Raw genomic sequence first — 23797 nt, forward strand, 5'->3', positions numbered from 1 at the left:
ATGACAATTAAAGCAATTTTGTTTGATATGGATGGAGTGCTTATTGATGCAAAAGAGTGGCATTACGAAGCACTAAACAAAGCACTTGATCTTTTCGGGATGAAAATATCGCGATTTGATCATCTCACGACTTTTGATGGTTTGCCGACCAAAAAAAAATTAGAAATGCTCAGTAAAGAGAGGCACTTACCATCTGAGTTGCATGATTTTATCAATGAAATGAAGCAGCAATACACGATGGAAATTGTGCACACACAATGCAAACCTCAATTTATTCATGAGTATGCGCTTTCGAGTCTGAAGGCTGAAGGCTACAAAATTGCAGTGTGTTCAAATTCAATCAGAAATACCGTTACAACGATGATGGATAAAGCAGCACTGTCTGGTTATATTGACCTGATGATCTCCAATGAAGATGTTACCCACGGTAAACCTGATCCTGAAATGTATCAATTAGCAATGAAAACTCTTGGTTTTAAACCAGAGGAATGTTTAATTGTCGAAGATAATGAAAATGGCATTAAAGCTGCAAAAGCTGCCGGTGGGCATTTACTTGTTGTTCGCGATGTTCATGATACGAATTACACGAATATATCTTCAAGGATTAAAACACTGTAATCTTCATTACGATTAGGAGAAATATTTATGGCAGTTAACATACTTGTCCTTGCTGCTGGTCCCACTACAAATGAACAGCGTGACGGTGGCTACCCTCTTTGTTTGACAGAGACCGATGGTGTTTCACTTATTGAGCGTATCGTTATAAACACCAAAGGTATTTCTAACGCTCAATATAGTTTTGCCTTGCTTGAGCAAGATATAGAAAAATATCATCTTGACCGTATTGTTCAGTTACTAGCACCGAATTGTATTGTTTCAAAAATACCTGAAGGAACTAAAGGTTCTGCTTGTACTGCTCTTTTGGCTGCGAGCCAGCTTGATGCTGCTAATGAGTTGTTGATCATCAGTGCAAATGAGCTTGTTGATCTTGACTTTACTGACGCACTAAATGAGTTCAGAAAAAACAAACTAGATGGCGGCACGTTTGTTTTTAAATCGATTCATCCTCGTTATTCATATGTTTCTTTGGATGAAAAGGGATTCGTTATTGAAGCAGCACAGCAAAAACCTATAAGCCAGCAGGCTACTGCCGGTGTATTTTGGTTTGCACGCACCGGTGATTTTCTTGAAGCTGCAAAAAATATCATTAGAAAAAATGCTAGTGTTAATGAGCGCTTCTACGTCGCCCCAACTTTTAATGAATTGATTCTCCGCCAGATGCAGATTGGGGTCCGTAACTTGAAAGTTAGTGACTACAAGCCATTGAAAACGGAAAGACAAGTCAACCAATTCGAGAATAGTGCTGTCACTTATGAAAAATTTTAAACTTGATGAAATGATTAAAGGCTGGTTTGTTGGCGGATTTTCGCCAACAGCCCTGTCAACGGAAAGTTGTGAAGTTGCAGTTAAAAAATACAAACAAGGTGATAAAGAAGATGCCCATTATCACAAGATTGCAACTGAGGTTACCGTTGTAATTAGCGGCACAATAAAAATGTTGGATAAAGAATGGCATGAAGGCGATATTATTGTTCTGTCGCCTGGTGAAATAAGTTCATTTGAGGCAATAACAGATGCTACAAATGTTGTTGTAAAGTTACCTGGTGCTTTGAATGACAAATATATAGTGTAGCGATAATTTCCTTTTATCAGAATACTAATGTGCCACTCGCTTCGGTAGTTTTCTTTTGGACTCTTATCTCATTATAGATTCTTAATGAAGCGTTCTTTGTTGAAAATTGGTAAATAGATATCAGACTAAAATTTGATATTGCTTACTAAGGTATGAAATAATGTTTTATAGCAGCTTGCGACTTGCAATATTTGAGATTCAGAAAAGGTCTCTTAATACATATGCCGGGTGGACATGGAGTTTAATGAATCCATTGTCACAAATGGCTATATTGTACTTTATCATGACTCACGTTTTTAAAAGTAATATTGAAAATATATTGCTTTGGTTAATTAGTGGATTGAATTGCTGGATAGTGATTCAAAGTGCACTTTTGAGGAGTTGTCAGAGCCTTATTTCAAGAAGGGCACTTCTGCAAAATAATAATATCTCTCATAATCTTTTAGTTATGTCAGATATATTATCCGAAGTCATCATTTTGATTCCTTTTTACTTTATTGCTATTGCTCTGGCTATTTTTCACCACGTCCCCGTGTTTAATCTACTATTAGTTCCGGTCTTAATGATTATTCTCCTTATATTTTTGTTCGGGCTTGGAATGATTTTGGCTACTTTGACTCCGGTATTGCGTGATCTCCCTTATCTTATGGGGATTTTCCTGCAGATTGCTTTTTGGCTCACTCCAATCGCATATGCAAAATCAGCGATGACAGGTTTAGCTGCGTCAATAATAAGCTTCAATCCTTTTACGTATTTTATCCTCTTGTCTCAGTCTCTTTTTATGGGTGATCCGGTTTCTCTGAAGTTGGTTGCTATACCCACTGTATTGGCTGTGATTACTGTTTCACTTGGTTTTATGCTATCAAATGCGGTCGGGAAAAAAACGGTAATTAACTTATGAAAAAAACAGTTGAATTTAAAAATGTTGAATTATTAGTACCGGAAGCTGAGCGCCCGCAATCGCTGAAAAGTCTGATTCTTAACTTCAGAGATGTGAATCGGAAAAAAAGAAAGATTCTCTCTATACCACATTTTGTTGCTAATGAAGGTGATAAAATATGTGTAGTAGGACGAAATGGGAATGGTAAGACGACCTTTCTCAAAGTACTTTCAGGCATCTATCCCGTTAGTTGTGGGACCGTCTGGACAGAAAAAAAACCAACTGTTGTTCTGGCCGCTGGGATTGGGCTCGAGGAAGAGTTGAGTGTGGCTGAGAATATCAATCTGTCGTTAATAATAAAAAACGTCAAGAAAAATGACATTCCGATACTTGCTGAGTCTATTCTTGATTTCTGTGAATTGAGCGACGATCGTTACAAGCAGTATAAACATTTATCCACTGGTTTTAAAAGTCGACTCGCTTTCGCTATCGCCATTAGCGAAAAGCCTGACATATTAGTGCTCGATGAAGTGCTTGGTGGCGGTGATGAGTTTTTCATGAAAAAAGCGAATGCGAAATTGATGGATACTATTAATATATCTTCGACAGCTTTCATTGCAACTCACGCTCCAGATCAGATGCTAGGTGTTTGTAACCGACTGGTTATGATAGATAAAGGTCAAGTTTTATTTGATGGTCCCTTTGAAGAAGGCGTCAAATTTTATAGAAGTTGTTACGAATAAATAATTTGGAATAATCATCATGGCCGTTTCTGTTGTGATTTGTGGCTTAGTAAGAAGCCAGGAAAAATTGCTTACTAAACTTAAGAATTATTTTGATTGGCGCGATCAGGGACGTGTTGACGAAATTATATACTCGACTTGGATTAACGAGCTCGATAACTATCCTGGCTTACGTAAAGAATTAGAAAGCAAGAATGTCAGAATCATCGAAGTCGAAGAGCCTCGTTTAGTGCTTAAAGGCGGACATCAGCTACATCAGATGTTAGCTTTCTACTACGGACTGAGCGCTTTAAAGAACCAAGATCAGTTTGTATTAAAAACTAGAGTTGACTTAGCTGATAATCATGCCTCTATGCTGCATGAATTCGAGCATGGGACACCTGTAACGAATGATTTTGCCAATGTTGGGTTGAAAAATCGCATTCTGGTTGAGTATGCGCAAACTCTATATCCGTTCCTATGCGGTGATGCTCAATTCTTTGGCCATATTAACGATCTTAAGAAGCTAGTGAATTTGTCTGCTGAAATGGAGTTGCTATATAACCGTTTAGCGGTCGAACAAACTTTCTTTTTCAATCCTTTCAGAGAACAGGCACTCTTTAAGCAACACTTTTACTGGAATTTGCCGCACATTAGTGAGATTGCAGATCGCCGAAGTGAACAGATCAATGATGTTGTTTCAAACACAAGTATTTCGCGAGCTGTTCAAGGTTGGTGGATAGTTCTTGATAGTTATTTCAAGATCGGCTGGGGGCCCACGTTGGAGACAACAGCTGATGTTTCCTGCATGAAAGATGCTTTCACATATTCAGGTCACGATAAATTAATTGGCGATGATTCAAGTGATGTGATCGTTAACCAAAGTTTTATAACATCCCTTGTCTCGATGTTTACTGAAGAACAAATAAAAGCTATCCGTGATGATATTAGCAATCATGATAATTATGATATGTTCGCTGTTCCTAAAGATGTATTCGATGATTATCAACGCTTCTCACGCAAGTTTAGTGACTTACCCTCACCGAAAGCTGTATGTGAGCAAAGTAATAAATGGGTGATTTCTGGCGCCACGCAGCATTTCTTTGTAAAAGATGTCAATGACACAGCAAGCAGACGATATCACGAGCAGATCACCGCTTTACGACGTGAGAATGAAATTTTACGGAAAACACAAAATGTTAATTTCACTCATTCACTTACACATCGCATTTTGAATAAACATCTCTCTCGGAAAACGATTGATTTCTTAAAATATAATTGTCCTCGTTTGACAGATATATATGCCAGATATTTCATGAGGAAGAGGGATAAGTAATATGTTACTTAGAGGATATTTTGAGGTATTAAGGCTTACTATCCAATTTCAGGAATATAAAAGTAAAACCGATTTCATTATCAATCACCCCTGGAGGCTCTTGCTTCTTGCTTTTTTTAAAATTTTCAGAAGATTTCATAATTATCTGAATAGGGGGGCAATTAGTAAGTTAGTCGTTTCCAATAAACCAACTGGTTTATATAATGACGATTTGTTCCTGGGGTTAAAGAAGGAAAATGACTCATATCGCTTTTTGATTGAAGATGTCAACTGCACCTCAGGTGATTTACAAGATACTATATGCACCACCCAATTAAGGTTGAATACAAAAAATAGCAAAGTTGTCTTCATACATGCGTTTTATCATGAAGAAGCAGCATATATTTATGATAAACTCAAAGATTTCACCGATTATGACATTGTCATCACATCGCCACATTGTGAAATCATCGAAGAAGCAAAGAAGCGCTTCAGTACTGAACGAGTTTTAGGTTTTATTACGCCAAATCATGGTAGGGATGTTATGCCCTTCCTGATGAGCTTAAAGTTCATTGAGCTTAATAACTACAGCCATTTTGTTAAACTGCATACGAAAAAGTCAAAACATCTACGGGATAAAGGTCGCTGGTTTAAGCTAAATGTTGAGTTTCTTATCGGTAATAAAGGTATCACTGATAAAATTTTCTCGTTAATGCCGGATGATGGTCCTAAAATATTCGGCGAGTCTGTTTTGGAAATTAGCGATCATCTGGAGAATAATATCCATTGGCTTTCTTATTTATTAGGTGATGACCCTATGCAAGCGCATAGTAAATTTATTCCAGGAACTATGTTTCTTGGAACTGGAAATTTCCTAAAACTCGTGAAAGCTATGAATTTGCACCGGCATAAAATTGAAAAAGAGGCTGGTCAATTAGATGGTTGCTGTGTACACGCGCTAGAACGATATTTCGGATATTTAGCGACCAAACATAGTGGTTGCTGCGAATCGCTCGAGAATTTTGTTAAGGATGAAGAGACAGTCAAATGAAAAAAACAATTTTAATTAATGGCGCAGTCCGCGACCTTGAAGAATTTGTTTTGATAATAGATTGCATCCTGGAGCAAAGGGAAAAAGCTAACGAGCATATCGATGTTGTTATTTCAACATGGCATGAAGACATTAATAAAAACCTGCAACTGTTTAATTGGATTGCATCTAAAAATATAAAAATAGTAGGTAGTGCAGGAATCGATGTTGGCGGCCCGGCTAATATATTCAGGCAATGGCGTACACTTGAAGCGGGTTTGAGTGTGCTGGAACCGGACGCCTACGTGCTGAAAGGTCGTACTGACAAGTTTTTGTTACGCAAAGATGTCATTGAAGCTTTCATCAATGCAGACCTTGGCGATACAGCCGTGCGCAAAGCTATACAAGATGAACGTTTAGCGGTTGAGCACATTTCGCTGAGTCTGCCATTCATGGCTAAAGATATGATATATCTAGGCTCAATCTCCGCAATAAGAAAGGTTATGCATTTTTCAGTGCGGACGCAATATGTTGCCGACCATATTTTTAATGGTATTGGCCCTGAGTGTTTTCTCTGGCTGGAAGCCTGTAAGACAGATCAGCAACTGATGTTGCTCATCCAAAAGCTTGATCTGCGTTTTCAGTCGAACGAAATGATGAAATGTAATAACAATGTGTTTGACTATGATTGGTCAAATCTCAGCCCTGAAATGGCACTGCTTTATTCTAAATGGTTCGAGGCATTTGATCGTAACTTTGCTTTTTTAACGGATATCATCAAATGTAGCAGGTCTCCATCTTGGGGAATAAATGAAGGCCTTTATAAATACCAAACTGGTGATCGAGAAGAATTTGAAAGACTGCGAAGTCTAGTAGAGAAATATACCCCAGAGAAAAGATGTACAGTTGAAGATCTCCCGTTCATTAACTCTACTGCCTTATTCATCCCAACGTCAAATGATGATGAGATGAATGCAGAATGGGTTCCCGAATTACCCTTTCGGGATGAGATCGACAACATAAGAAACAACTATTCTCGTGAATATTCTGATATTGTTTTACTGCGCAGCAAATTAATTCAGAGAATGTTGAAGTCAGACGCTCCTGATGCAAAAAAACTTACTCATGCACTACGCTGGAATATTCGACAACGTGATAATGAAACCCTAAGCATGGTCTATAATTGGATGTTATCTAATAATGGTAACATCAAATATTTATCTGACGATGATTGTCTGTTTGTGCTTGAGAGAATGCTTGATTCCTTTACTTTTAATGGCGATACAGCTTCTATTGAGAATGCTGTTATTCATCTAAAGCAATATTTTAAAAAATCAGCACATCTATCAGTGCGCATTGCTGAAGACTATTTCAGAAAGCGTAAACTTACATATGCATTGTATTGGTTTTGGCGAAGCTACAAATCATTGCCTGGTAATTTGGGAGTGAATCATGGGCTTGGATGCACAATGCTAGACCTCGGATTTCCACGACTTGCGCTGAAATTTTTACGCCAGGCCAACGTGATCCAACCGTCAGATCAAACGGCTGCATTTACTCTTATCCGTTGCTTGGTGCGATGCGGTAAGAAATCCGAGGCACAAGTTTTAATGTATAATCTTTCTGGCCATTTAAGAGATGAAGCAGCGAGGATGCTTAATGTTGATTGAACGATTAAAGAAGAAACGTTGGCTTAAAAAATATGGTCATTCAATACAGTTAGCTTACCCGGAATCTGACTATTGCAATAAATATTCATATGATTGGTTCGTTGATAATGTCTATTTATTGTCTCAAGGGCTGGAATCAGGCATAGATTTCGACGATAAGTTTTATCTTAACAATAACGCAGACATCGCTCATGCTGTGAGTACCGGCAATTTATGTTGCGGATATGTTCATTTTTGTACTCTTGGTAAACTTGAATTGAGAGTATGGAGTTCACGCAAGATTTATGAATTTAGACTAGAGGGGCCGGTTCTGGCAACTGGAATTGCAGAGCCTAAAAATATCTTCCCATTACCTCGCTATCGACCTGATCTGCGTTCTCTCCCTGATGCGAAGGAGAAAACGTTACTTATTTTCATTCCGTTCCTTACTGACGATCTTTTCTTTGCTGGTTATACTGTTTTTTTTTCGGACATGTCCTTGATTTTCCCGGATTTTGCTCATGTGAAGGTGATCGTAGGTAATCCGGATTATAATGAAAGGCTACTTGACAAATATGGGAAGGGAATTGAGGTTATTCCTTTTAATAAGATCGGGGAGTTAATTGAATTACCAACACTTATATATTGTTTTGACACCGAAACATTTTTCCAGGCGAAGGATGTTTTCGGTAATCTTGAGCGGGTTGTTTATTATTGTCAGGATTTTGAGTCAGGTTTTTATCCTTACGGTTCAATGTATGTTCGAAGCCAGGCTTCTTTGTACCAGTCTAAAAATATTGTGTTTTCAACAGGTATTCTTGCTAGTTCGATCACTCGGAAAGGATTGCTTAGTGATGACGTAAACTGCTATGTAACTGCTCCACATATAGAACCTTTTGATGCAAAAAAAGAAAGGTCGAAAAAAATCTTTTTTTATTATCGCCCAGAAGCATTTAATAGCAGAAATATGCCTGAGCTCATAATGCGTACAGTTATTGATTTTTGCCATCAGCATTGTGGCTATGAAATTTATTTGGTTGGGGCGGTTGGGACTTCGTTCTCACAAAAAATAAACGGAACTGATGTGATTATACTCAGTAAACTAGCTAAAAAGGATTATCTTGATTTAATTTCAGCTTGCGATGCAGTCGTTGCACTAATTTATTCTGACCATCCAGGTGTTATAGCTTATCAGACGGCCGCGTCAGGAATACCTACAATAACAAATACTTTCGGTATTCGCGATGCAGATTATATCGAAGCAATTTCGTCAAACCTTGTACCCTTTGATCCAATTCGCGAATCACTCAACGATAAAATTGAGTTTGCATTGACAATGCCTAAAGGCAATCGCGATTTTAATTTGGCAAACTATGAACAGAAAAGCCAATTCAGTTTTTCTGATTTTAATTCAAAAATTATGGAAACCAACAGGAGTAATGCCAGTGAAGCATCCGAATGATAATACTGACCTCTATCCTTCCGCCTACAGCCTACGTTTCACCCCGGCACGTTTGAGTAAGGCTATTGATTGGCACGGACATCTTTTGTTTGCTGCCTGGCTTATGGAGCTTACCAGGCCTGAGGTTTTAGTCGAACTGGGTGTTTTCCGTGGTGATAGTCTTGCGACTTTCTCACAAGCTTCTCGTGATTTGAATATTGGTTGCGAGATTACTGGTGTTGATTCATGGGGGGGGGACGATACTACGGGTATTTATGGTGAGGAGGTTTATTCTGAAGTAAAAGACTTTTTCTCATCTACGTTCCCAAATACTAAACTTTATCGATCACTTTTTGATAATGCTCTGGCTGAATTTGCTGAAAACTCGGTCAATATACTCCATATTGATGGTTGCCATCATTATGAAGCAGTCAAGCATGACTATGAGACGTGGCTACCGAAAGTGTCCAAAGATAATGGTATTATTCTTTTTCATGATACAAACGTAGTTGCGGAGGGTTTTGGCTCAAAACAATTTTGGCAGGAGATTTGCGGCCTGTATCCTTCTTTTAGCTTCAACCATTCAAATGGCCTCGGGGTTCTCCTTGTTGGATCGAAACAGCCGCAAGCGCTTCTCGAACTTGCTGAGGATGAGATATTCCTTGATAAAGTCAGGGCTATATATGAGCTGTCAGGTAATATGTTTATCCATAAGGCAAAAGAACAATGGTGGAAAAATGAAGCTGATAAACACGCTGCATATGTTAACCATCTGACAGGTGAGGTTGGTCGCCAAATTGCAGACACAATAAATCATCATTTTATCAATCACTTGTCTGCTCACAGAAGTGCAAGTCTTCACGGAAGTGATAGCATAATCAAACGCGGGATTAAAAAAATTCTTGGGAGATGATTGAATTATGCATTTCCGTTTAAAATTTGCGCTTTTAATACATATTGTTTAATTGTTTATCTAATTATGTCTTTCTGTTTTTTTTAGCGTTTAGTGTACTTTAGTCTTTTTTCTCCACTTTGAACTACCTCATTTAATCACTTAAAGGGTATGATATTTGAAACACCCTTTAGGATATTTTATCCAGTGTGGGGCCCACACCTGACAGGAGTATGTAATGTCCAAGCAACAAATCGGCGTTGTTGGTATGGCCGTGATGGGGCGCAACCTGGCGCTTAACATCGAAAGCCGTGGCTATACCGTTTCCGTTTTCAACCGCTCCCGCGAAAAAACCGAAGAAGTGATTGCCGAAAACCCCGGTAAAAAGCTGGTTCCTTACTACACCGTTAAAGAATTTGTTGAATCCCTGGAAACCCCGCGTCGCATTCTGCTGATGGTGAAAGCGGGTGAGGGCACCGACAAAGCTATCGAGTCCCTGAAACCTTATCTGGCAAAAGGCGACATCATTATCGATGGCGGCAACACTTTCTTCCAGGACACCATTCGTCGTAACCGCGAACTCTCTGCGGAAGGCTTCAACTTTATTGGCACCGGTGTGTCCGGTGGTGAAGAAGGTGCCCTGAAGGGCCCGTCTATCATGCCTGGCGGCCAGAAAGATGCTTACGAGCTGGTTGCACCGATCCTGACGAAAATCGCTGCGGTTGCCGAAGATGGCGAGCCATGCGTGACCTATATCGGTCCGGACGGTGCGGGTCACTATGTCAAAATGGTGCACAACGGCATTGAATACGGTGATATGCAGCTTATCGCAGAAGCGTATGCCCTGCTGAAAGGCGGTCTGAACCTCTCCAATGAAGAGCTGGCGAAAACGTTCAGTGAGTGGAACGCTGGCGAGCTGAGCAGCTACCTGATCGACATCACCAAAGATATCTTCACTAAAAAAGATGAAGAAGGTAAATACCTGGTTGATGTGATTCTGGATGAAGCGGCAAATAAAGGCACCGGTAAATGGACCAGCCAGAGCTCGCTGGATCTGGGTGAACCGCTGTCGCTGATCACCGAGTCCGTATTCGCTCGCTATATCTCCTCGCTGAAAGATCAGCGTGTTGCGGCATCAAAAGTGTTGTCCGGTCCGCAGGCTAAACCGGCTGGTGACAAAGCTGAATTCATCGAGAAAGTCCGTCGCGCACTGTACCTCGGTAAAATCGTCTCTTATGCGCAGGGCTTCTCTCAGTTGCGTGCGGCTTCGGATGAGCACAAATGGGATCTCAACTACGGCGAAATCGCGAAGATTTTCCGTGCGGGTTGCATTATCCGTGCACAATTCCTGCAGAAGATCACCGATGCCTATGCGGAAACGCCGGCCATTGCTAACCTGTTGCTGGCACCGTACTTCAAGCAAATTGCGGATGACTACCAGCAAGCACTGCGTGATGTTGTTGCTTATGCGGTCCAGAATGGTATTCCGGTTCCGACTTTCTCTGCTGCCGTCGCTTACTACGACAGCTACCGCTCTGCGGTGCTGCCTGCCAACCTGATTCAGGCGCAGCGTGATTACTTTGGCGCGCATACTTACAAACGCATCGACAAAGACGGCGTGTTCCATACCGAATGGCTGGATTAATCTGATAATCAGTCGTCTCTAAAAGCAAGCCCGGTTACTGCAACCGGGCTTTTTTTTCCGCTGAATCGCCGTTATTACGGGAAGTCCTCTTCATTTTACTGTCTGTTACCTGCTAAACCGCGCATAAACGCCGCTATTGTACGCCGTTTGACGCCTTGACAGTCCCTCAACAGAAGAGGTAAAAACCCCAACAGTTATTGATATTAAGCGGTGGCGGCGGAGTCGCCACCTCCGGTTCATACACTCACAAAAGTTGCTTATCGAATGAAAATAACAATCTCCGGAACAGGTTATGTTGGTCTATCGAACGGGATCCTGATCGCGCAGCACCATGAGGTCGTGGCGCTGGATATCGTGAAGGACAAAGTCGATATGCTGAACAAGAAGATTTCTCCCATCGTTGATAAGGAAATCCAGGAGTATTTGCAGAATAAGCCGCTGAATTTCCGTGCAACGACGGACAAGCATGATGCCTACCGCGGCGCGGATTTTGTGATTATTGCTACACCGACGGATTACGATCCGAAAACCAACTATTTCAACACTAGTTCAGTGGAAGCGGTGATCCGCGATGTGCATGAAATCAACCCGCAAGCGGTCATGATCATCAAGTCCACCATTCCGGTCGGTTTTACCGAATCTATTAAAGAGAAGTTGGGCATTGATAACGTCATCTTCTCGCCGGAGTTCCTGCGTGAAGGCAAAGCGCTTTATGACAACCTCTATCCGTCTCGTATTGTGATTGGCGAACGTTCTGAACGTGCGGAGCGGTTCGCTTCCCTACTGCAGGAAGGGGCTATCAAGAAAGATATTCAGGTACTGTTTACCGACTCCACCGAAGCAGAAGCCATTAAATTGTTCGCGAACACCTATCTGGCGATGCGTGTTGCCTACTTTAATGAACTGGACAGCTATGCCGAAAGCCTGGGGCTGAACAGCCGCCAGATTATTGAAGGCGTTTGCCTGGACCCGCGTATTGGTAACCACTACAACAACCCTTCCTTCGGTTACGGTGGCTACTGTCTGCCGAAAGACACCAAGCAGTTGCTGGCAAACTATCAGTCTGTGCCGAACAACATCATCTCGGCCATAGTGGATGCAAACCGTACACGCAAAGACTTTATTGCTGACTCAATTCTTGCCCGCAAACCAAAAGTCGTGGGTGTGTATCGTCTGATTATGAAGAGCGGCTCCGATAACTTCCGCGCTTCTTCGATTCAGGGGATCATGAAGCGTATTAAAGCAAAAGGCGTGCAGGTCATCATTTATGAGCCGATGATGAAAGAAGATGAATTCTTCCACTCCCGCGTCGTGCGCGATCTGGAAGCATTCAAGCAAGAATCTGATGTGATTATCTCAAACCGCATGGCGAAAGAGCTGGCGGATGTGGAAGAGAAAGTCTATACCCGCGATTTGTTTGGTAATGACTGATACGAAAGCGGCCCGTCAGGGCCGTTTTTCTGTTACGCGTTGTAATAGGCTTTATACCATTCGACGAATTTCTTCACGCCTTCTTTGACCGTAGTCTGCGGCTTAAAGCCAATTGTCTCATACAGCGGCTGTGTATCGGCGCTGGTTTCCAGCACATCGCCAGGCTGAATCGGCATCATATTTTTCTGTGCTTCAATGCCTAATGCCTCTTCCAGCGCGGTAATGTAATCCATCAATTCCACCGGCGAGCTGTTGCCGATGTTATAGACATGATAAGGCGCGGAGCTTGTAGCCGGAGAACCGCTTTCTACGGTCCACTCTGGGTTTGCCTGTGGGATCACATCCTGCATACGGATAATGGCCTCAACAATGTCATCCACGTAGGTGAAGTCACGCTTCATCTTCCCGTAGTTGTACACGTCAATGCTTTTACCTTCCAGCATCGCTTTGGTGAACTTAAACAGCGCCATATCCGGGCGCCCCCACGGGCCGTAAACGGTAAAGAAACGCAGCCCGGTGGTCGGTAAACCATACAGATGAGAGTAAGTGTGCGACATCAGCTCGTTGGCTTTTTTGGTGGCCGCATACAGCGACACCGGATGATCCACGGAATCATCGGTGGAGAACGGCATCTTACGGTTCAGACCATAAACAGAGCTGGAAGAAGCGTACAGTAAATGCTGCACGTTATTGTGGCGACAACCTTCCAGCACGTTGAGATGACCGATCAGGTTTGAATCAGCATAAACATGTGGATTTTCAAGGGAATACCGTACGCCCGCTTGTGCGGCTAAATGGATGACGCGATCGAATTTCTTACTGGCGAACAGGTGGCTCATTGCTTCGCGGTCGGCGAGATCGATTTTGTGAAAGCTGAACGCAGGAGACTGGAGCAAATCCAGGCGCGCCTGCTTCAGGCTGACGTCGTAGTAATCATTAAGGTTATCAATCCCTACGACCTGATGGCCCGCTTGCAGAAGACGCCCGCAGACGTGAAAGCCGATAAAGCCGGCCGCGCCGGTAACCAGAAATTTCATCTTCAACCTCAATGTTTGGTATGCATAACGTGTGATGCGTAAAACTGTGGGGGGATGATACCTGCTGTGGGAAAGAATGGTAACTGCTTTATCTCTGATAAATAAGGGGAGCGCGTGGTGGCTCCCCGGGTACTTTACTTATGCCGCTTACGCAGGTTTTCAATCACTGTTGTCAAATCAAGTTGCTGGTCTTGCAGCAATACCAACAGGTGATACATCAGATCTGAAGCCTCATTAACGAGCTCTTCGCGGTCATTCACCGTAGCGGCCAGCGCGGTTTCTACGCCTTCTTCCCCCACTTTCTGTGCGATACGCTTAGTGCCGCTGGCATACAATTTTGCCGTGTAAGAACTGGCCGGATCGGCAGTTTTCCGCGCGGCTAACAGCGTTTCCAGTTGATACAGGAACAACCACTGATGGCTGTTATCACCAAAGCAACTCGACGTACCGGTATGGCAGGTCGGGCCGATTGGGTTGACCAGCACCAGCAGGGTATCGTTGTCGCAGTCCGGCGCGATACTGACCACATTGAGGAAATGCCCGGAGGTTTCGCCCTTGGTCCACAGGCGGCCTTTGGTGCGGGAGAAAAAGGTGACCTTGCCGCTCTCCAGCGTTTTTGCCAGCGCGTCCTGATTCATGTATCCCAGCATCAGGACTTCACCAGAAACCGCATGCTGCACCACGGCGGGCAGCAGTCCGTCGGTTTTTTCCCAGTCCAGTTGGGCCAGTTGTTGCTCTGTTAACATACCCTTATCTCCACGCCCTGGTCTGCCAGGTACGTTTTTAATTCGCCAATGTTGATAATTTGTTTGTGGAAGACCGATGCGGCCAGCGCGCCGTCGACATCCGCATCCCGGAAGGCTTGCAGGAAGTGCTCCATCGTACCGGCACCGCCGGACGCAATCAGCGGAACATGGCACACCGCACGCACTTTCTTCAGTTGCTCAAGGTCGTAACCGTTCCGCACGCCATCCTGATTCATCATATTTAACACGATTTCCCCGGCGCCGCGTTTTTGCACTTCCTGTACCCAGTCCAGGGTCTCCCACTGCGTGACCCGGGTACGGCTTTCATCACCGGTATACTGGTTAACGTGGTATTTACCGGTTGCTGTGTCAAACCAGGTGTCGATACCCACCACAATACACTGCACGCCAAAGCGATCTGCCAGTCGGGTAATCAGCGTCGGATCCGCCAGTGCAGGGGAATTAATGGAAATCTTATCTGCGCCAAAAGAGAGGATTTTCGCTGCATCATCCGCAGATTTAATGCCCCCGGCTACGCAGAAGGGAATATCAATCACCTCAGCGACCCGCGACACCCAGCTTTTATCCACTACACGACCGTCGCTGGAGGCCGTAATATCGTAAAACACCAGTTCATCCGCGCCTTCTTCAGCGTAACGCTTCGCCAGTGGGACGATATCGCCAATGATTTCGTGATTGCGGAACTGCACGCCTTTCACCACCTGGCCATCGCGCACGTCAAGACAAGGGATTATCCGTTTTGCCAGCATTGAATGGCCTCCTTCACCGTGAATTTACCTTCCAGCAGCGCCCGCCCGACAATGACGCCGCGCACGCCCGTACCGCGCAGAGCGGCAATATCATTGATACCGCCGATACCGCCGGAAGACTGAAACGCCACCTGCGGCCAGCGCGCGCAAATTTCCTCATACAGCGAGACATTGGAGCCAGCTAAGGTACCGTCGCGTGAGATATCAGTGCACAACACGTGTTTCAGACCGACCGCAAGGTAGGTTTCCACCAATGTCTCCAGTGTGACGCCGGAGTTCTCTTGCCAGCCGCTCACGGCTACCTGTTTGGTTCCCTGTTCGTCAATGCGCACATCCAACGCCAGCACCAGCTTGTCAGCGCCAAAACGGGTAAACCAGCCTTTGACCACATCAGGCGATTTTACTGCCGTTGAACCGATCACTACGCGGGCAACACCCGCATCCAGCAAGGCTGCTACGTCTTCTTCGGTGCGTACGCCGCCGCCAACCTGGACAGGAACATTCACGCCGGCCACCAGCGTTTTCAGCAAAGGGATCTGCCGGCGCGCCGGATCTTTGGCGCCGGTTAAGTCCACCAGGTGCAGCACTTCCGCGCCCTGGGCCGCATAATCCTGCAAGCGCGGCAGCGGATCATTACCATAGTCCCGTTGCTGCGCGTAATCCCCCTGATGGAGACGCACCACGGTGCCATCAATTAAATCTAGTGCGGGAATAATCATCACATCTCCAGGAAATTTTTCAGCAGTTGCGCGCCTGCACGGCCCGAGCGTTCCGGGTGGAACTGTACGCCATAGAAATTCTCTTTCTGCACTGCCGCAGTAAAGGGTTCACCATAATCACAACGTGCGATGGTATTGGCGTTAACCGGCATGGCATAGCTGTGCACAAAATAGAAATACGCGCCGTCCTCAATGCCCTGAAACAGGCGGTTACCCGCTTTCGGGTAGACCTGATTCCAGCCCATATGGGGAAGCGGCAGACCGACATCCTTCATTTTGGGTACATCATGATCGATGATGCCCAACAGCGGGACGCCGTGGTTCTCTTCGCTAAAACGCCCGAGTAACTGCATGCCAAGGCAGATGCCGAGCACCGGCTGGGTGCAGGCCTTAACCAGTTCAATCAGCTCACGCTCGCGTAACTGATCCATCGCTGCTTGTGCGGTACCCACGCCTGGCAGAAAGAGTTTATCGGCGCGCAAAACCACGTCCGGATCACGACTCACTTGCGGTTCATAGCCGTGACGGGCAATAGCGGATTTGACGGAGTTGAGATTGGCGCAGCCGGTATCGAGGATCACCACATTCATCACAGCACTCCTTTCGAGGAGGGAAGGGTGTCGCCTTCCACACGGATGGCCTGACGCAGCGTGCGACCGAACGCTTTAAACAGACTTTCCACCCGGTGGTGGTCGTTCTTGCCTTTGGTTTTCAGGTGCAACGTTACGGCCATGGTGTAAGAGAGCGAGCGGAAAAAGTGCTCAACCATCTCGGTGCTCAGATCGCCCACACGTTGATAGGTAAACTCGGCTTTATACTCCAGGTGTGGACGGCCGGAGATATCCAGCGCACAACGGGCCAGGCACTCATCCATCGGCAGCACGAAGCCGAAGCGGTTAATGCCGCGCTTATCGCCGAGCGCCAGTTTCAGCGCCTCACCCAGCGCCAGGCCGGTGTCTTCCACGGTGTGGTGATCGTCAATATAGAGATCCCCTTTGACGGTAATCTCCATACGGAAGCCACCATGCGTGGCGATCTGGTCCAGCATATGATCGAAGAAGCCGACGCCAGTGTGAATTTTGCTGCCGCCTTCGCGATCCAGCCACACTTTGACATCAATTTGCGTCTCTTTGGTGTGACGCTTCACGTGCGCATAGCGGTCGCGACGGGTGAGTTGCTCGCCAATCATCGCCCAGTTCAGCGTGTCGCGGTGATAACGCAGGCCGGAAATGGACATATTATTCGCCAGCTCAATATCCGTTGCACGATCGCCAATCACATAACTGTTGGCCGCATCGAGCACCCCTTCCGCCAACCAACGCTCCACCAGCTTCACTTTTGGTTTTCGGCAATCGCACGCGTCGCCAGGGAAGTGGGGGCAAATCAGGACCTCTTCAAATTCGACGCCCTGAGAAGTGAAGACCTGCATCATCAGATTGTGCGGGCCATCGAAATCTGCCTGTGGGAAACTGCTGGTGCCCAGACCATCCTGATTGGTGATCATCACCAACTTATAACCCGCTTTTTGCAGCTTCAGCAGCACCGGGATCACCCCGGGCTCAAACGCCAGCTTGTCGAATTTATCCACCTGGTAATCGGTTGGTGGCTCGGAAATCAATGTTCCGTCACGGTCAATAAACAGGTACTTCTGGCTCATACTTGCTCCGCACGTAAAGCGTCAATGACGCGCTGGCTCTCTGCACGGGTGCCGATGGTGATGCGCAGGCAGCCGCTTAAAGAAGGTTGTTTGTTCTGGTCTCTCAGGATAATGCCTTGATCCCACAAAGATTTAAACACGGCGCTGGACGCAGTAAAACGCACCAGGATGTAGTTGGTTTCGGAATCAAACACCTGTTCCACGCACGGAATCTCTTTTAACGCGGTGACCAGATACTGACGCTCAGTAAGGATCTGCGCTACGCGTTCACGCATTGCCACAATGCCCTGCGGGCTCAGCGCTTGCGCCGCGATGTCTGCGACAGGCGTTGACAGCGGATACGGTGCGATCACTTTCAGCAGCAGGTTGATCACCTCTTCGTTAGCCAGCGTAAAGCCGCAGCGCAGGCCCGCCAGCGCAAAAGCTTTCGACAGCGTACGCAAAACAACGAGGTGCGGATATTCGCTCAACCAGCCTGCCAGCGTTGCCTGAGGGCAGAACTCAATATAGGCTTCGTCCGCTACCACAATCGCTTTACCGCGGGTCATTTCCAGCAGTACGCGCAGGTCTTGTGGGTTGATAATCTGCCCGGTGGGGTTATTCGGGCTGCAAACATAGACCACTTTCACGTTGTCCAGCTTGTCGGCAATACCCTGCAGATCCAACTGCCAGTTTTCCAGCGTCTGCACGGTGCGATATTCAACGCCAAAGGTTTCGGCGCTGACGCTGTACATACCGTAGGTCGGCGGACAAAACAGCACGGCATCTTTACCCGGCTCGCAGAAAGCGCGGATCAGCAATTCGATACCCTCATCCGCACCACGGCTGACCAGTACTTGTTCCGGTTTTACGCCCGCGTACTGCGCATAGTTTTCAATTACCGCTTTCGGCTGGCACTCCGGGTAACGGTTCAGGGATTGCTGTGTGAGGTCGAACGCGACAGCCGTCGGGAATTCGTTCGCATTCAGCCAGACGTCGCCTTTACCACCAAGACGGCGGGCCGACTGGTACGGCGTCAGTTCACGCACATTTTTGCGCGCCAGTTCTTCGATGCTCATGCTTGCTCCTTCAGCGCATTGACGCGCAGGGTGACGGCGTTTTTGTGAGCGGTCAGGCGTTCGGCCGCCGCCAGCGTTTCAATGGTGCTTGCCAACGCGGCAAAACCCTCACGGGAAAGCTCCTGGACCGTCATGCGCTTCTGGAAATCCGCCAGACCCAGGCTGGAGCAGGTGGCGGTGTAACCATAGGTCGGCAACACATGGTTGGTGCCGGACGCGTAATCGCCGGCGGATTCTGGTGACCAGTCTCCCAGGAACACGGAACCGGCGCTGGTGATGCTCTCTACAAGTGAACGGGCGTCGCGGGTTTGAATAATCAGGTGCTCCGGACCGTACTGATTCGAGATAGCGACGCACTGAGCCAGATCTCGCGCCACAATCAGACGGCTGGCGGACAGCGCCTGGCGCGCCGTTTCCGCGCGCGGCAGATCGGCCAGCTGACGCTCAACGGCTTGCGCCACGCGGGTCGCCATTGTGCTGTCCGGCGTCAACAGGATCACCTGTGAGTCCGGGCCGTGTTCGGCTTGCGACAGTAAATCGGAGGCGACAAAATCCGGTGTTGCACCGCTATCGGCAATCACCAGAACTTCCGAAGGGCCGGCGGGCATATCAATGGCCGCGCCATCCAGACGCTGACTGACCTGGCGCTTCGCTTCGGTAACGTAGGCGTTGCCCGGTCCAAAGATTTTATCGACTTTGGGGACGGAGTCGGTACCAAAGGCCAGCGCCGCAATCGCCTGCGCGCCGCCCACTTTAAAGATCTCCTGCACACCGCAGAGCTGCGCAGCATAGAGAATTTCGTCGGCAATCGGCGGTGGTGAGCAGAGCACCACTTTCTGGCAACCGGCAATACGTGCCGGGGTCGCGAGCATCAATACTGTCGAAAACAGCGGGGCGGAACCGCCAGGAATATAAAGACCAACCGACGCAATCGGACGAGTGACCTGCTGGCAACGCACGCCGGGCAGGGTTTCCACATCCACCGTTTGCAGTTTTTGCGCATTGTGGAAGGTGTCGATATTTTTCACGGCCACGGCCATGGCCTGTTTGATATCGTCGCCCAGGCGAGCGCTGGCGGCACGGATCTCATCATCGGTGACTTTCAACGCGTCAACCTGCGTTTTGTCGAATTTTGCGCTGTATTCACGCAGCGCATCATCGCCGCGTGCTTTAACGGTGTCGAGGATCTCCACCACCGTGCGGGTAATGCTGTCAGACGCGGAGATCGCCGGGCGCATTAATAAGGCGCGCTGCTGCTCTTCGCTACTGCTGTTCCAGTCGATTACGGTATTGAAGCTCATGGCGTTACTCCATCATCTTCTCAATCGGCAGCACCAGAATGGAGCTTGCGCCCAACGCTTTCAGTTTTTCCATGGTTTCCCAGAACAGGGTTTCGCTGCTCACCATGTGCATCGCCACACGCTGCTGATCGCCCGCCAGCGGCAGAATCGTCGGGCGTTCAGCGCCTGGCAGCAGGGCGATCACCTCTTCCAGACGTTCACTCGGTGCATGCATCATGATGTATTTAGATTCGCGCGCCTGAATCACGCCCTGGATGCGGGTCAGCAGTTTGTCGATCAGTTGTTGTTTGGCATTCATCATTTCGCCATCACGCTGGATCAGGCAGGCTTTGGAACGGTAAATCACTTCCACTTCGCGCAGGCCGTTGGCTTCAAGCGTGGCGCCAGTGGAAACCAGATCGCAAATCGCGTCGGCCAGACCCGCGCGCGGGGCCACTTCGACGGAGCCATTCAGCAGACAGGATTTAAAGGAGACGCCTTTCTGATCCAGATAGCGTTTCAGCAGGTGCGGGTAAGAGGTGGCGATGCGTTTGCCGTCCAGCGCCGCCGGGCCGCTCCAACTTTCATCAGCGGGGGTAGCCAGCGACAGGCGGCAGCCACCAAAATCAAGACGACGCAGCGTGAAGTAGCGAGGGTCTTCGCCTTGCGCACGGCGGTTCAGCAGTTCCTCTTCCAGTACGTTTTCGCCAATGATCCCCAGATCAACAACGCCGTCCATCACCAGACCCGGGATGTCGTCATCGCGTACGCGCAGAATATCAATCGGCATGTTTTCGGCCAGGGCGATCAATCGTTGTGTATGCAGATTGATCTTGATGCCGCAGCGGGCCAGCAATTCGCGTGAGTCTTCACTCAGGCGACCGGATTTCTGAATAGCTATGCGTAAACGCGAGTTATCTAACATTCTGTTGTCCTCTTTATCCTGCTGAATTTGGTTCAAAAAAAAGCCCCCAGAAGAAGATCTTCCGGGGGCTTTCTCTGCGTTCATGCACCACTGGAAGATCTGAATGTCTTCCAGCACACATCGCCTGAAAGACTAGTCAGGATGATGGTGATGGTGGTGGTGTTTAAATTGAACGCGTGTCATAAAATTCTCGATGAATGCTTATTCATATGTTGTCGTTTAACCTAAACCACTTTGGTCGGCAAAGGCAAGGCCTTTTTTTATCTTTAAATCATTTCATATACGCTCTATGAATTGTCAGTTATCCCTGGCTGGCGTAGCCTTGAAAGGTGGAAGCAAGAGAACAGGGGGGCACATGAAAAAGGTCGCGATTATTGGTCTGGGGTGGCTGGGTATGCCGTTAGCGTTGTCATTAACGGCGCGCGGTTGGCGAGTCACTGGCAGTAAAACTCGCCAGGATGGCGTGGAAGCGGCCCGCATGTGCGGGATCGAAAGCTATGTGCTGAATCTCACTCCCGATCTGGTCTGCGAACCAGATGACCTCGATGCGCTGATGAGTGTGGATGCGCTGGTCATCACGTTACCCGCGCGTCGTAGCGGGCCTGGCGAGGAGTTCTACCTGCAGGCAATGCAGGAGATTGTAGACAGTGCGCTGGCGTACCGCATTCCGCGGATTATTTTCACCAGTTCCACCTCTGTGTATGGCGATGTTTCCGGTGTGGTGAAAGAGAACTCGCCGCGCAATCCGGTCACTGCCAGCGGACGCACGCTGAAAGAGCTGGAAGACTGGCTGCATAATCTGCCTGGCACGTCGGTGGATATTCTTCGGCTGGCGGGGCTGGTTGGCCCGGCCCGGCATCCTGGCCGCTTTTTTGCCGGGAAAACCGCACCGGACGGTGATCACGGCGTTAACCTGGTGCATCTGGAAGATGTCATTGCGGCGATTACACTGCTGCTGCAATCGCCAAAAGGCGGCCATATTTATAATCTCTGCGCCCCGGAGCACCCGACACGCGCGACGTTCTATCCGGCAATGGCGCGTCAGCTTGGCGTGACGCCGCCGCAATTTACCGCTTCCCACAGTAAGGAGAAAGGTAAACTGGTGGATGGCAGCCGTATCTGTCATGAACTGGGGTTTGAGTACCTCTATCCGGATCCGTTGCAGATGCCGCTGGAATCAATTTTTTAACAAATAATGCTATTGTTGTGGCGAATCATTCAGCGATAGTCTACAAATCATACGGTTAGCGATGATAAATGAGTGAGTTACGTCTCACCGTATTGTCATCACGCTCCAATCTGGTGCAAAATATGTCGCTGCAAAAATGAAGAGATTAACCGACGCCAAACACGTCGGTTATTTTTTTGCAGGCAAAACGTCATTCAATAAAAGAGGCCGGGCTTCGTACCGGATAGATACACATTTAAAAACCGACAGTCGTTGTCGCTGAGGAAAGAACGAAAATGGGGCAATTATCTGCTTTTGCGCCGGCTCTCGCCGTACAGGGGGAAAGCCATGACGCATAACGTTACTCCAAAAACCTCTCGCGTGGAATTACGTAAGACCCTTACGCTGATTCCGGTTGTAATGATGGGCCTGGCCTATATGCAGCCGATGACGCTGTTCGATACGTTTGGTATCGTCTCTGGCCTGACCGATGGCCACGTGGCGACCGCGTATGCGTTTGCGCTTATCGCTATCCTCTTTACTGCGTTGAGCTACGGTAAGCTGGTGCGCCGCTTCCCGTCGGCGGGCTCCGCGTATACCTATGCGCAGAAATCTATCTCCCCGGCAGTGGGCTTTATGGTGGGCTGGTCATCGCTGCTAGACTATCTGTTCATGCCGATGATCAACATCCTGCTGGCCAAAATTTACTTCGAAGCGCTGGTACCTTCCGTTCCGTCGTGGCTGTTCGTGGTTGCGCTGGTGGCCTTTATGACCATCTCCAACCTGCGCAGCATCAAGACCGTCGCAAACTTCAACACCCTGATCGTGATTTTGCAGATGGGGATTGTTGCGGTGATCGTTGGCCTGATTATCTACGGCGTGTCGCACGGTGAAGGTTCGGGTACGCTGGTAAGCTCACGCCCATTCTGGTCTGAGGGTGCACATGTTGTGCCGATGATCACCGGCGCGACGATTCTGTGCTTCTCGTTCCTGGGCTTCGATGGCATCTCCTCTCTTTCTGAAGAGACGAAAGATGCAGAACGCGTGATCCCACGCGCCATCTTCCTGACTGCACTGCTCGGTGGGGTGGTCTTTATCGCAGCGTCTTACTTCCTGCAACTCTACTTCCCGGATATCTCCCGTTTTAAAAATCCGGACGCATCCCAGCCGGAAATCATGTTGTACGTTGCCGGTAAAACCTTCCAGTGGGGCGTGCTGATTTTCTCCAGCGTGACCGTACTGGCATCCGGTATGGCGGCGCATGCGGGCGTTTCCCGTCTGATGTATGTGATGGGCCGTGATGGTGTTTTCCCGACCCGTTTCTTCGGCTATGTGCATCCGAAATGGCGCACACCGGCGTGGAACGTGCTGCTGGTTGGCGCTATCGCGCTGCTGGCGATCCGTTTCGACCTGGTCACTGCAACGGCGCTGATTAACTTCGGTGCACTGGTGGCGTTCACCTTCGTTAACCTGTCGGTGATCTCCCAGTTCTGGATCCGCGAAAAACGCAACAAAACGCTGAAAGAGCACTTCAACTACCTGGTGCTGCCGGTCTGCGGCGCGCTGACCGTTGGGGCGCTGTGGGTGAACCTGGAGCAGAGCTCGATGATCCTTGGCCTTATCTGGGGTGGGATCGGGCTGGTTTATCTGGCTTGCGTAACCCGCAGCTTCCGTAATCCGGTGCCGCAGTACGAAGATATCGTGCAGTAACGTTTACGCTGCAGCACATAAAAAACCGG

General features: G+C 47.6%; 24 protein-coding genes and 1 other annotated feature. Of the genes, 14 read left to right on the plus strand and 10 right to left on the minus strand.

The window, feature by feature from the left end; all coding sequences use genetic code 11:
* The 12 genes from O9K67_RS08670 to ugd all read left to right on the plus strand — a co-directional run bounded on the left by O9K67_RS08670 (position 1) and on the right by ugd (position 12698).
* Positions 1-618, plus strand: a complete 618-nt coding sequence (locus tag O9K67_RS08670; RefSeq protein ID WP_061494096.1) for an HAD family hydrolase — start codon at positions 1-3, stop codon at positions 616-618.
* A 27-nt stretch (positions 619-645) separates the two neighbouring features.
* The gene (locus tag O9K67_RS08675) at positions 646-1386 is read left to right on the plus strand and encodes a glycosyltransferase family 2 protein (protein ID WP_061494098.1); all 741 of its coding nucleotides are present in this window, start codon (positions 646-648) and stop codon (positions 1384-1386) included.
* On the plus strand, positions 1373-1693 hold the full coding sequence (locus O9K67_RS08680; protein WP_061494100.1) for a cupin domain-containing protein: 321 nt from the start codon (positions 1373-1375) through the stop codon (positions 1691-1693). The genes O9K67_RS08675 and O9K67_RS08680 overlap by 14 nt, the downstream gene beginning before the upstream one ends.
* Before the next feature lie 160 nt (positions 1694-1853).
* Positions 1854-2594 (plus strand): ABC transporter permease, encoded by a 741-nt coding sequence (locus O9K67_RS08685; protein ID WP_061494102.1) that lies wholly within the window; start codon positions 1854-1856, stop codon positions 2592-2594.
* Positions 2591-3316 (plus strand): ABC transporter ATP-binding protein, encoded by a 726-nt coding sequence (locus O9K67_RS08690; RefSeq protein WP_061494104.1) that lies wholly within the window; start codon positions 2591-2593, stop codon positions 3314-3316. The genes O9K67_RS08685 and O9K67_RS08690 overlap by 4 nt, the downstream gene beginning before the upstream one ends.
* Before the next feature lie 19 nt (positions 3317-3335).
* Positions 3336-4631, plus strand: a complete 1296-nt coding sequence (locus tag O9K67_RS08695) for a hypothetical protein (protein ID WP_061494106.1) — start codon at positions 3336-3338, stop codon at positions 4629-4631.
* Between the two features lies 1 nt (position 4632).
* Positions 4633-5661, plus strand: coding sequence for a rhamnan synthesis F family protein (locus O9K67_RS08700; RefSeq protein WP_061494108.1), 1029 nt, complete (start codon positions 4633-4635; stop codon positions 5659-5661).
* Positions 5658-7310 (plus strand): tetratricopeptide repeat protein, encoded by a 1653-nt coding sequence (locus O9K67_RS08705; RefSeq protein WP_061494110.1) that lies wholly within the window; start codon positions 5658-5660, stop codon positions 7308-7310. Before O9K67_RS08700 ends, O9K67_RS08705 begins: the two co-directional genes overlap by 4 nt.
* Positions 7300-8751: a rhamnosyltransferase WsaF family glycosyltransferase gene (locus O9K67_RS08710; RefSeq protein WP_061494112.1), complete on the plus strand. Its 1452-nt coding sequence runs from the start codon at positions 7300-7302 to the stop codon at positions 8749-8751. The genes O9K67_RS08705 and O9K67_RS08710 overlap by 11 nt, the downstream gene beginning before the upstream one ends.
* Entirely contained in the window at positions 8735-9643 is a 909-nt protein-coding gene (locus O9K67_RS08715; protein WP_167352619.1) for a class I SAM-dependent methyltransferase, read from the plus strand. The genes O9K67_RS08710 and O9K67_RS08715 overlap by 17 nt, the downstream gene beginning before the upstream one ends.
* A 217-nt stretch (positions 9644-9860) precedes the next feature.
* On the plus strand, positions 9861-11267 hold the full coding sequence (gene gndA / locus O9K67_RS08720) for an NADP-dependent phosphogluconate dehydrogenase (RefSeq protein ID WP_061494116.1): 1407 nt from the start codon (positions 9861-9863) through the stop codon (positions 11265-11267).
* Between the two features lie 264 nt (positions 11268-11531).
* Positions 11532-12698 carry a UDP-glucose 6-dehydrogenase gene (gene ugd / locus O9K67_RS08725; RefSeq protein ID WP_061494118.1) on the plus strand — a complete coding sequence of 389 codons (1167 nt, stop codon included), beginning with the start codon at positions 11532-11534 and terminating at the stop codon, positions 12696-12698.
* A gap of 32 nt (positions 12699-12730) precedes the next feature.
* On the opposite strand, the gene O9K67_RS08730 is transcribed toward ugd, so the two are convergent.
* The 10 genes from O9K67_RS08730 to hisL all read right to left on the minus strand — a co-directional run bounded on the left by O9K67_RS08730 (position 12731) and on the right by hisL (position 21073).
* On the minus strand, positions 12731-13735 hold the full coding sequence (locus O9K67_RS08730; RefSeq protein WP_061494121.1) for an NAD-dependent epimerase: 1005 nt from the start codon (positions 13733-13735) through the stop codon (positions 12731-12733).
* 134 nt (positions 13736-13869) lie between these two features.
* Entirely contained in the window at positions 13870-14481 is a 612-nt protein-coding gene (hisIE, locus tag O9K67_RS08735) for a bifunctional phosphoribosyl-AMP cyclohydrolase/phosphoribosyl-ATP diphosphatase HisIE (RefSeq protein ID WP_061494123.1), read from the minus strand.
* Positions 14475-15251, minus strand: a complete 777-nt coding sequence (hisF, locus tag O9K67_RS08740) for an imidazole glycerol phosphate synthase subunit HisF (protein WP_061494125.1) — start codon at positions 15249-15251, stop codon at positions 14475-14477. Before hisF ends, hisIE begins: the two co-directional genes overlap by 7 nt.
* Positions 15233-15970 (minus strand): 1-(5-phosphoribosyl)-5-[(5-phosphoribosylamino)methylideneamino]imidazole-4-carboxamide isomerase, encoded by a 738-nt coding sequence (hisA, locus tag O9K67_RS08745; RefSeq protein WP_061494130.1) that lies wholly within the window; start codon positions 15968-15970, stop codon positions 15233-15235. Before hisA ends, hisF begins: the two co-directional genes overlap by 19 nt.
* On the minus strand, positions 15970-16560 hold the full coding sequence (gene hisH / locus O9K67_RS08750) for an imidazole glycerol phosphate synthase subunit HisH (RefSeq protein ID WP_061494132.1): 591 nt from the start codon (positions 16558-16560) through the stop codon (positions 15970-15972). The genes hisA and hisH overlap by 1 nt, the downstream gene beginning before the upstream one ends.
* Positions 16560-17627: a bifunctional histidinol-phosphatase/imidazoleglycerol-phosphate dehydratase HisB gene (gene hisB, locus O9K67_RS08755; RefSeq protein ID WP_061494134.1), complete on the minus strand. Its 1068-nt coding sequence runs from the start codon at positions 17625-17627 to the stop codon at positions 16560-16562. Before hisB ends, hisH begins: the two co-directional genes overlap by 1 nt.
* Entirely contained in the window at positions 17624-18685 is a 1062-nt protein-coding gene (hisC, locus tag O9K67_RS08760) for a histidinol-phosphate transaminase (RefSeq protein ID WP_061494136.1), read from the minus strand. The genes hisB and hisC overlap by 4 nt, the downstream gene beginning before the upstream one ends.
* On the minus strand, positions 18682-19986 hold the full coding sequence (gene hisD / locus O9K67_RS08765) for a histidinol dehydrogenase (protein ID WP_061494138.1): 1305 nt from the start codon (positions 19984-19986) through the stop codon (positions 18682-18684). Before hisD ends, hisC begins: the two co-directional genes overlap by 4 nt.
* A gap of 4 nt (positions 19987-19990) precedes the next feature.
* On the minus strand, positions 19991-20890 hold the full coding sequence (gene hisG, locus O9K67_RS08770) for an ATP phosphoribosyltransferase (protein WP_061499860.1): 900 nt from the start codon (positions 20888-20890) through the stop codon (positions 19991-19993).
* A gap of 34 nt (positions 20891-20924) precedes the next feature.
* Positions 20925-21047 (minus strand) — a sequence feature (His leader region).
* Positions 21023-21073: a his operon leader peptide gene (hisL, locus tag O9K67_RS08775; RefSeq protein WP_001364200.1), complete on the minus strand. Its 51-nt coding sequence runs from the start codon at positions 21071-21073 to the stop codon at positions 21023-21025. Its footprint overlaps the feature before it by 25 nt.
* Before the next feature lie 172 nt (positions 21074-21245).
* Here hisL and O9K67_RS08780 point away from each other — a divergent pair, with 172 nt between their 5' ends.
* On the plus strand, positions 21246-22079 hold the full coding sequence (locus O9K67_RS08780; protein ID WP_061494140.1) for an SDR family oxidoreductase: 834 nt from the start codon (positions 21246-21248) through the stop codon (positions 22077-22079).
* 327 nt (positions 22080-22406) lie between these two features.
* Positions 22407-23768, plus strand: coding sequence for an APC family permease (locus O9K67_RS08785; RefSeq protein WP_061494141.1), 1362 nt, complete (start codon positions 22407-22409; stop codon positions 23766-23768).
* Positions 23769-23797: the final 29 nt, after the last annotated feature.

Origin of the sequence: Kosakonia oryzendophytica (assembly GCF_027886705.1) — a bacterium.
Lineage (GTDB): Bacteria > Pseudomonadota > Gammaproteobacteria > Enterobacterales > Enterobacteriaceae > Kosakonia > Kosakonia oryzendophytica.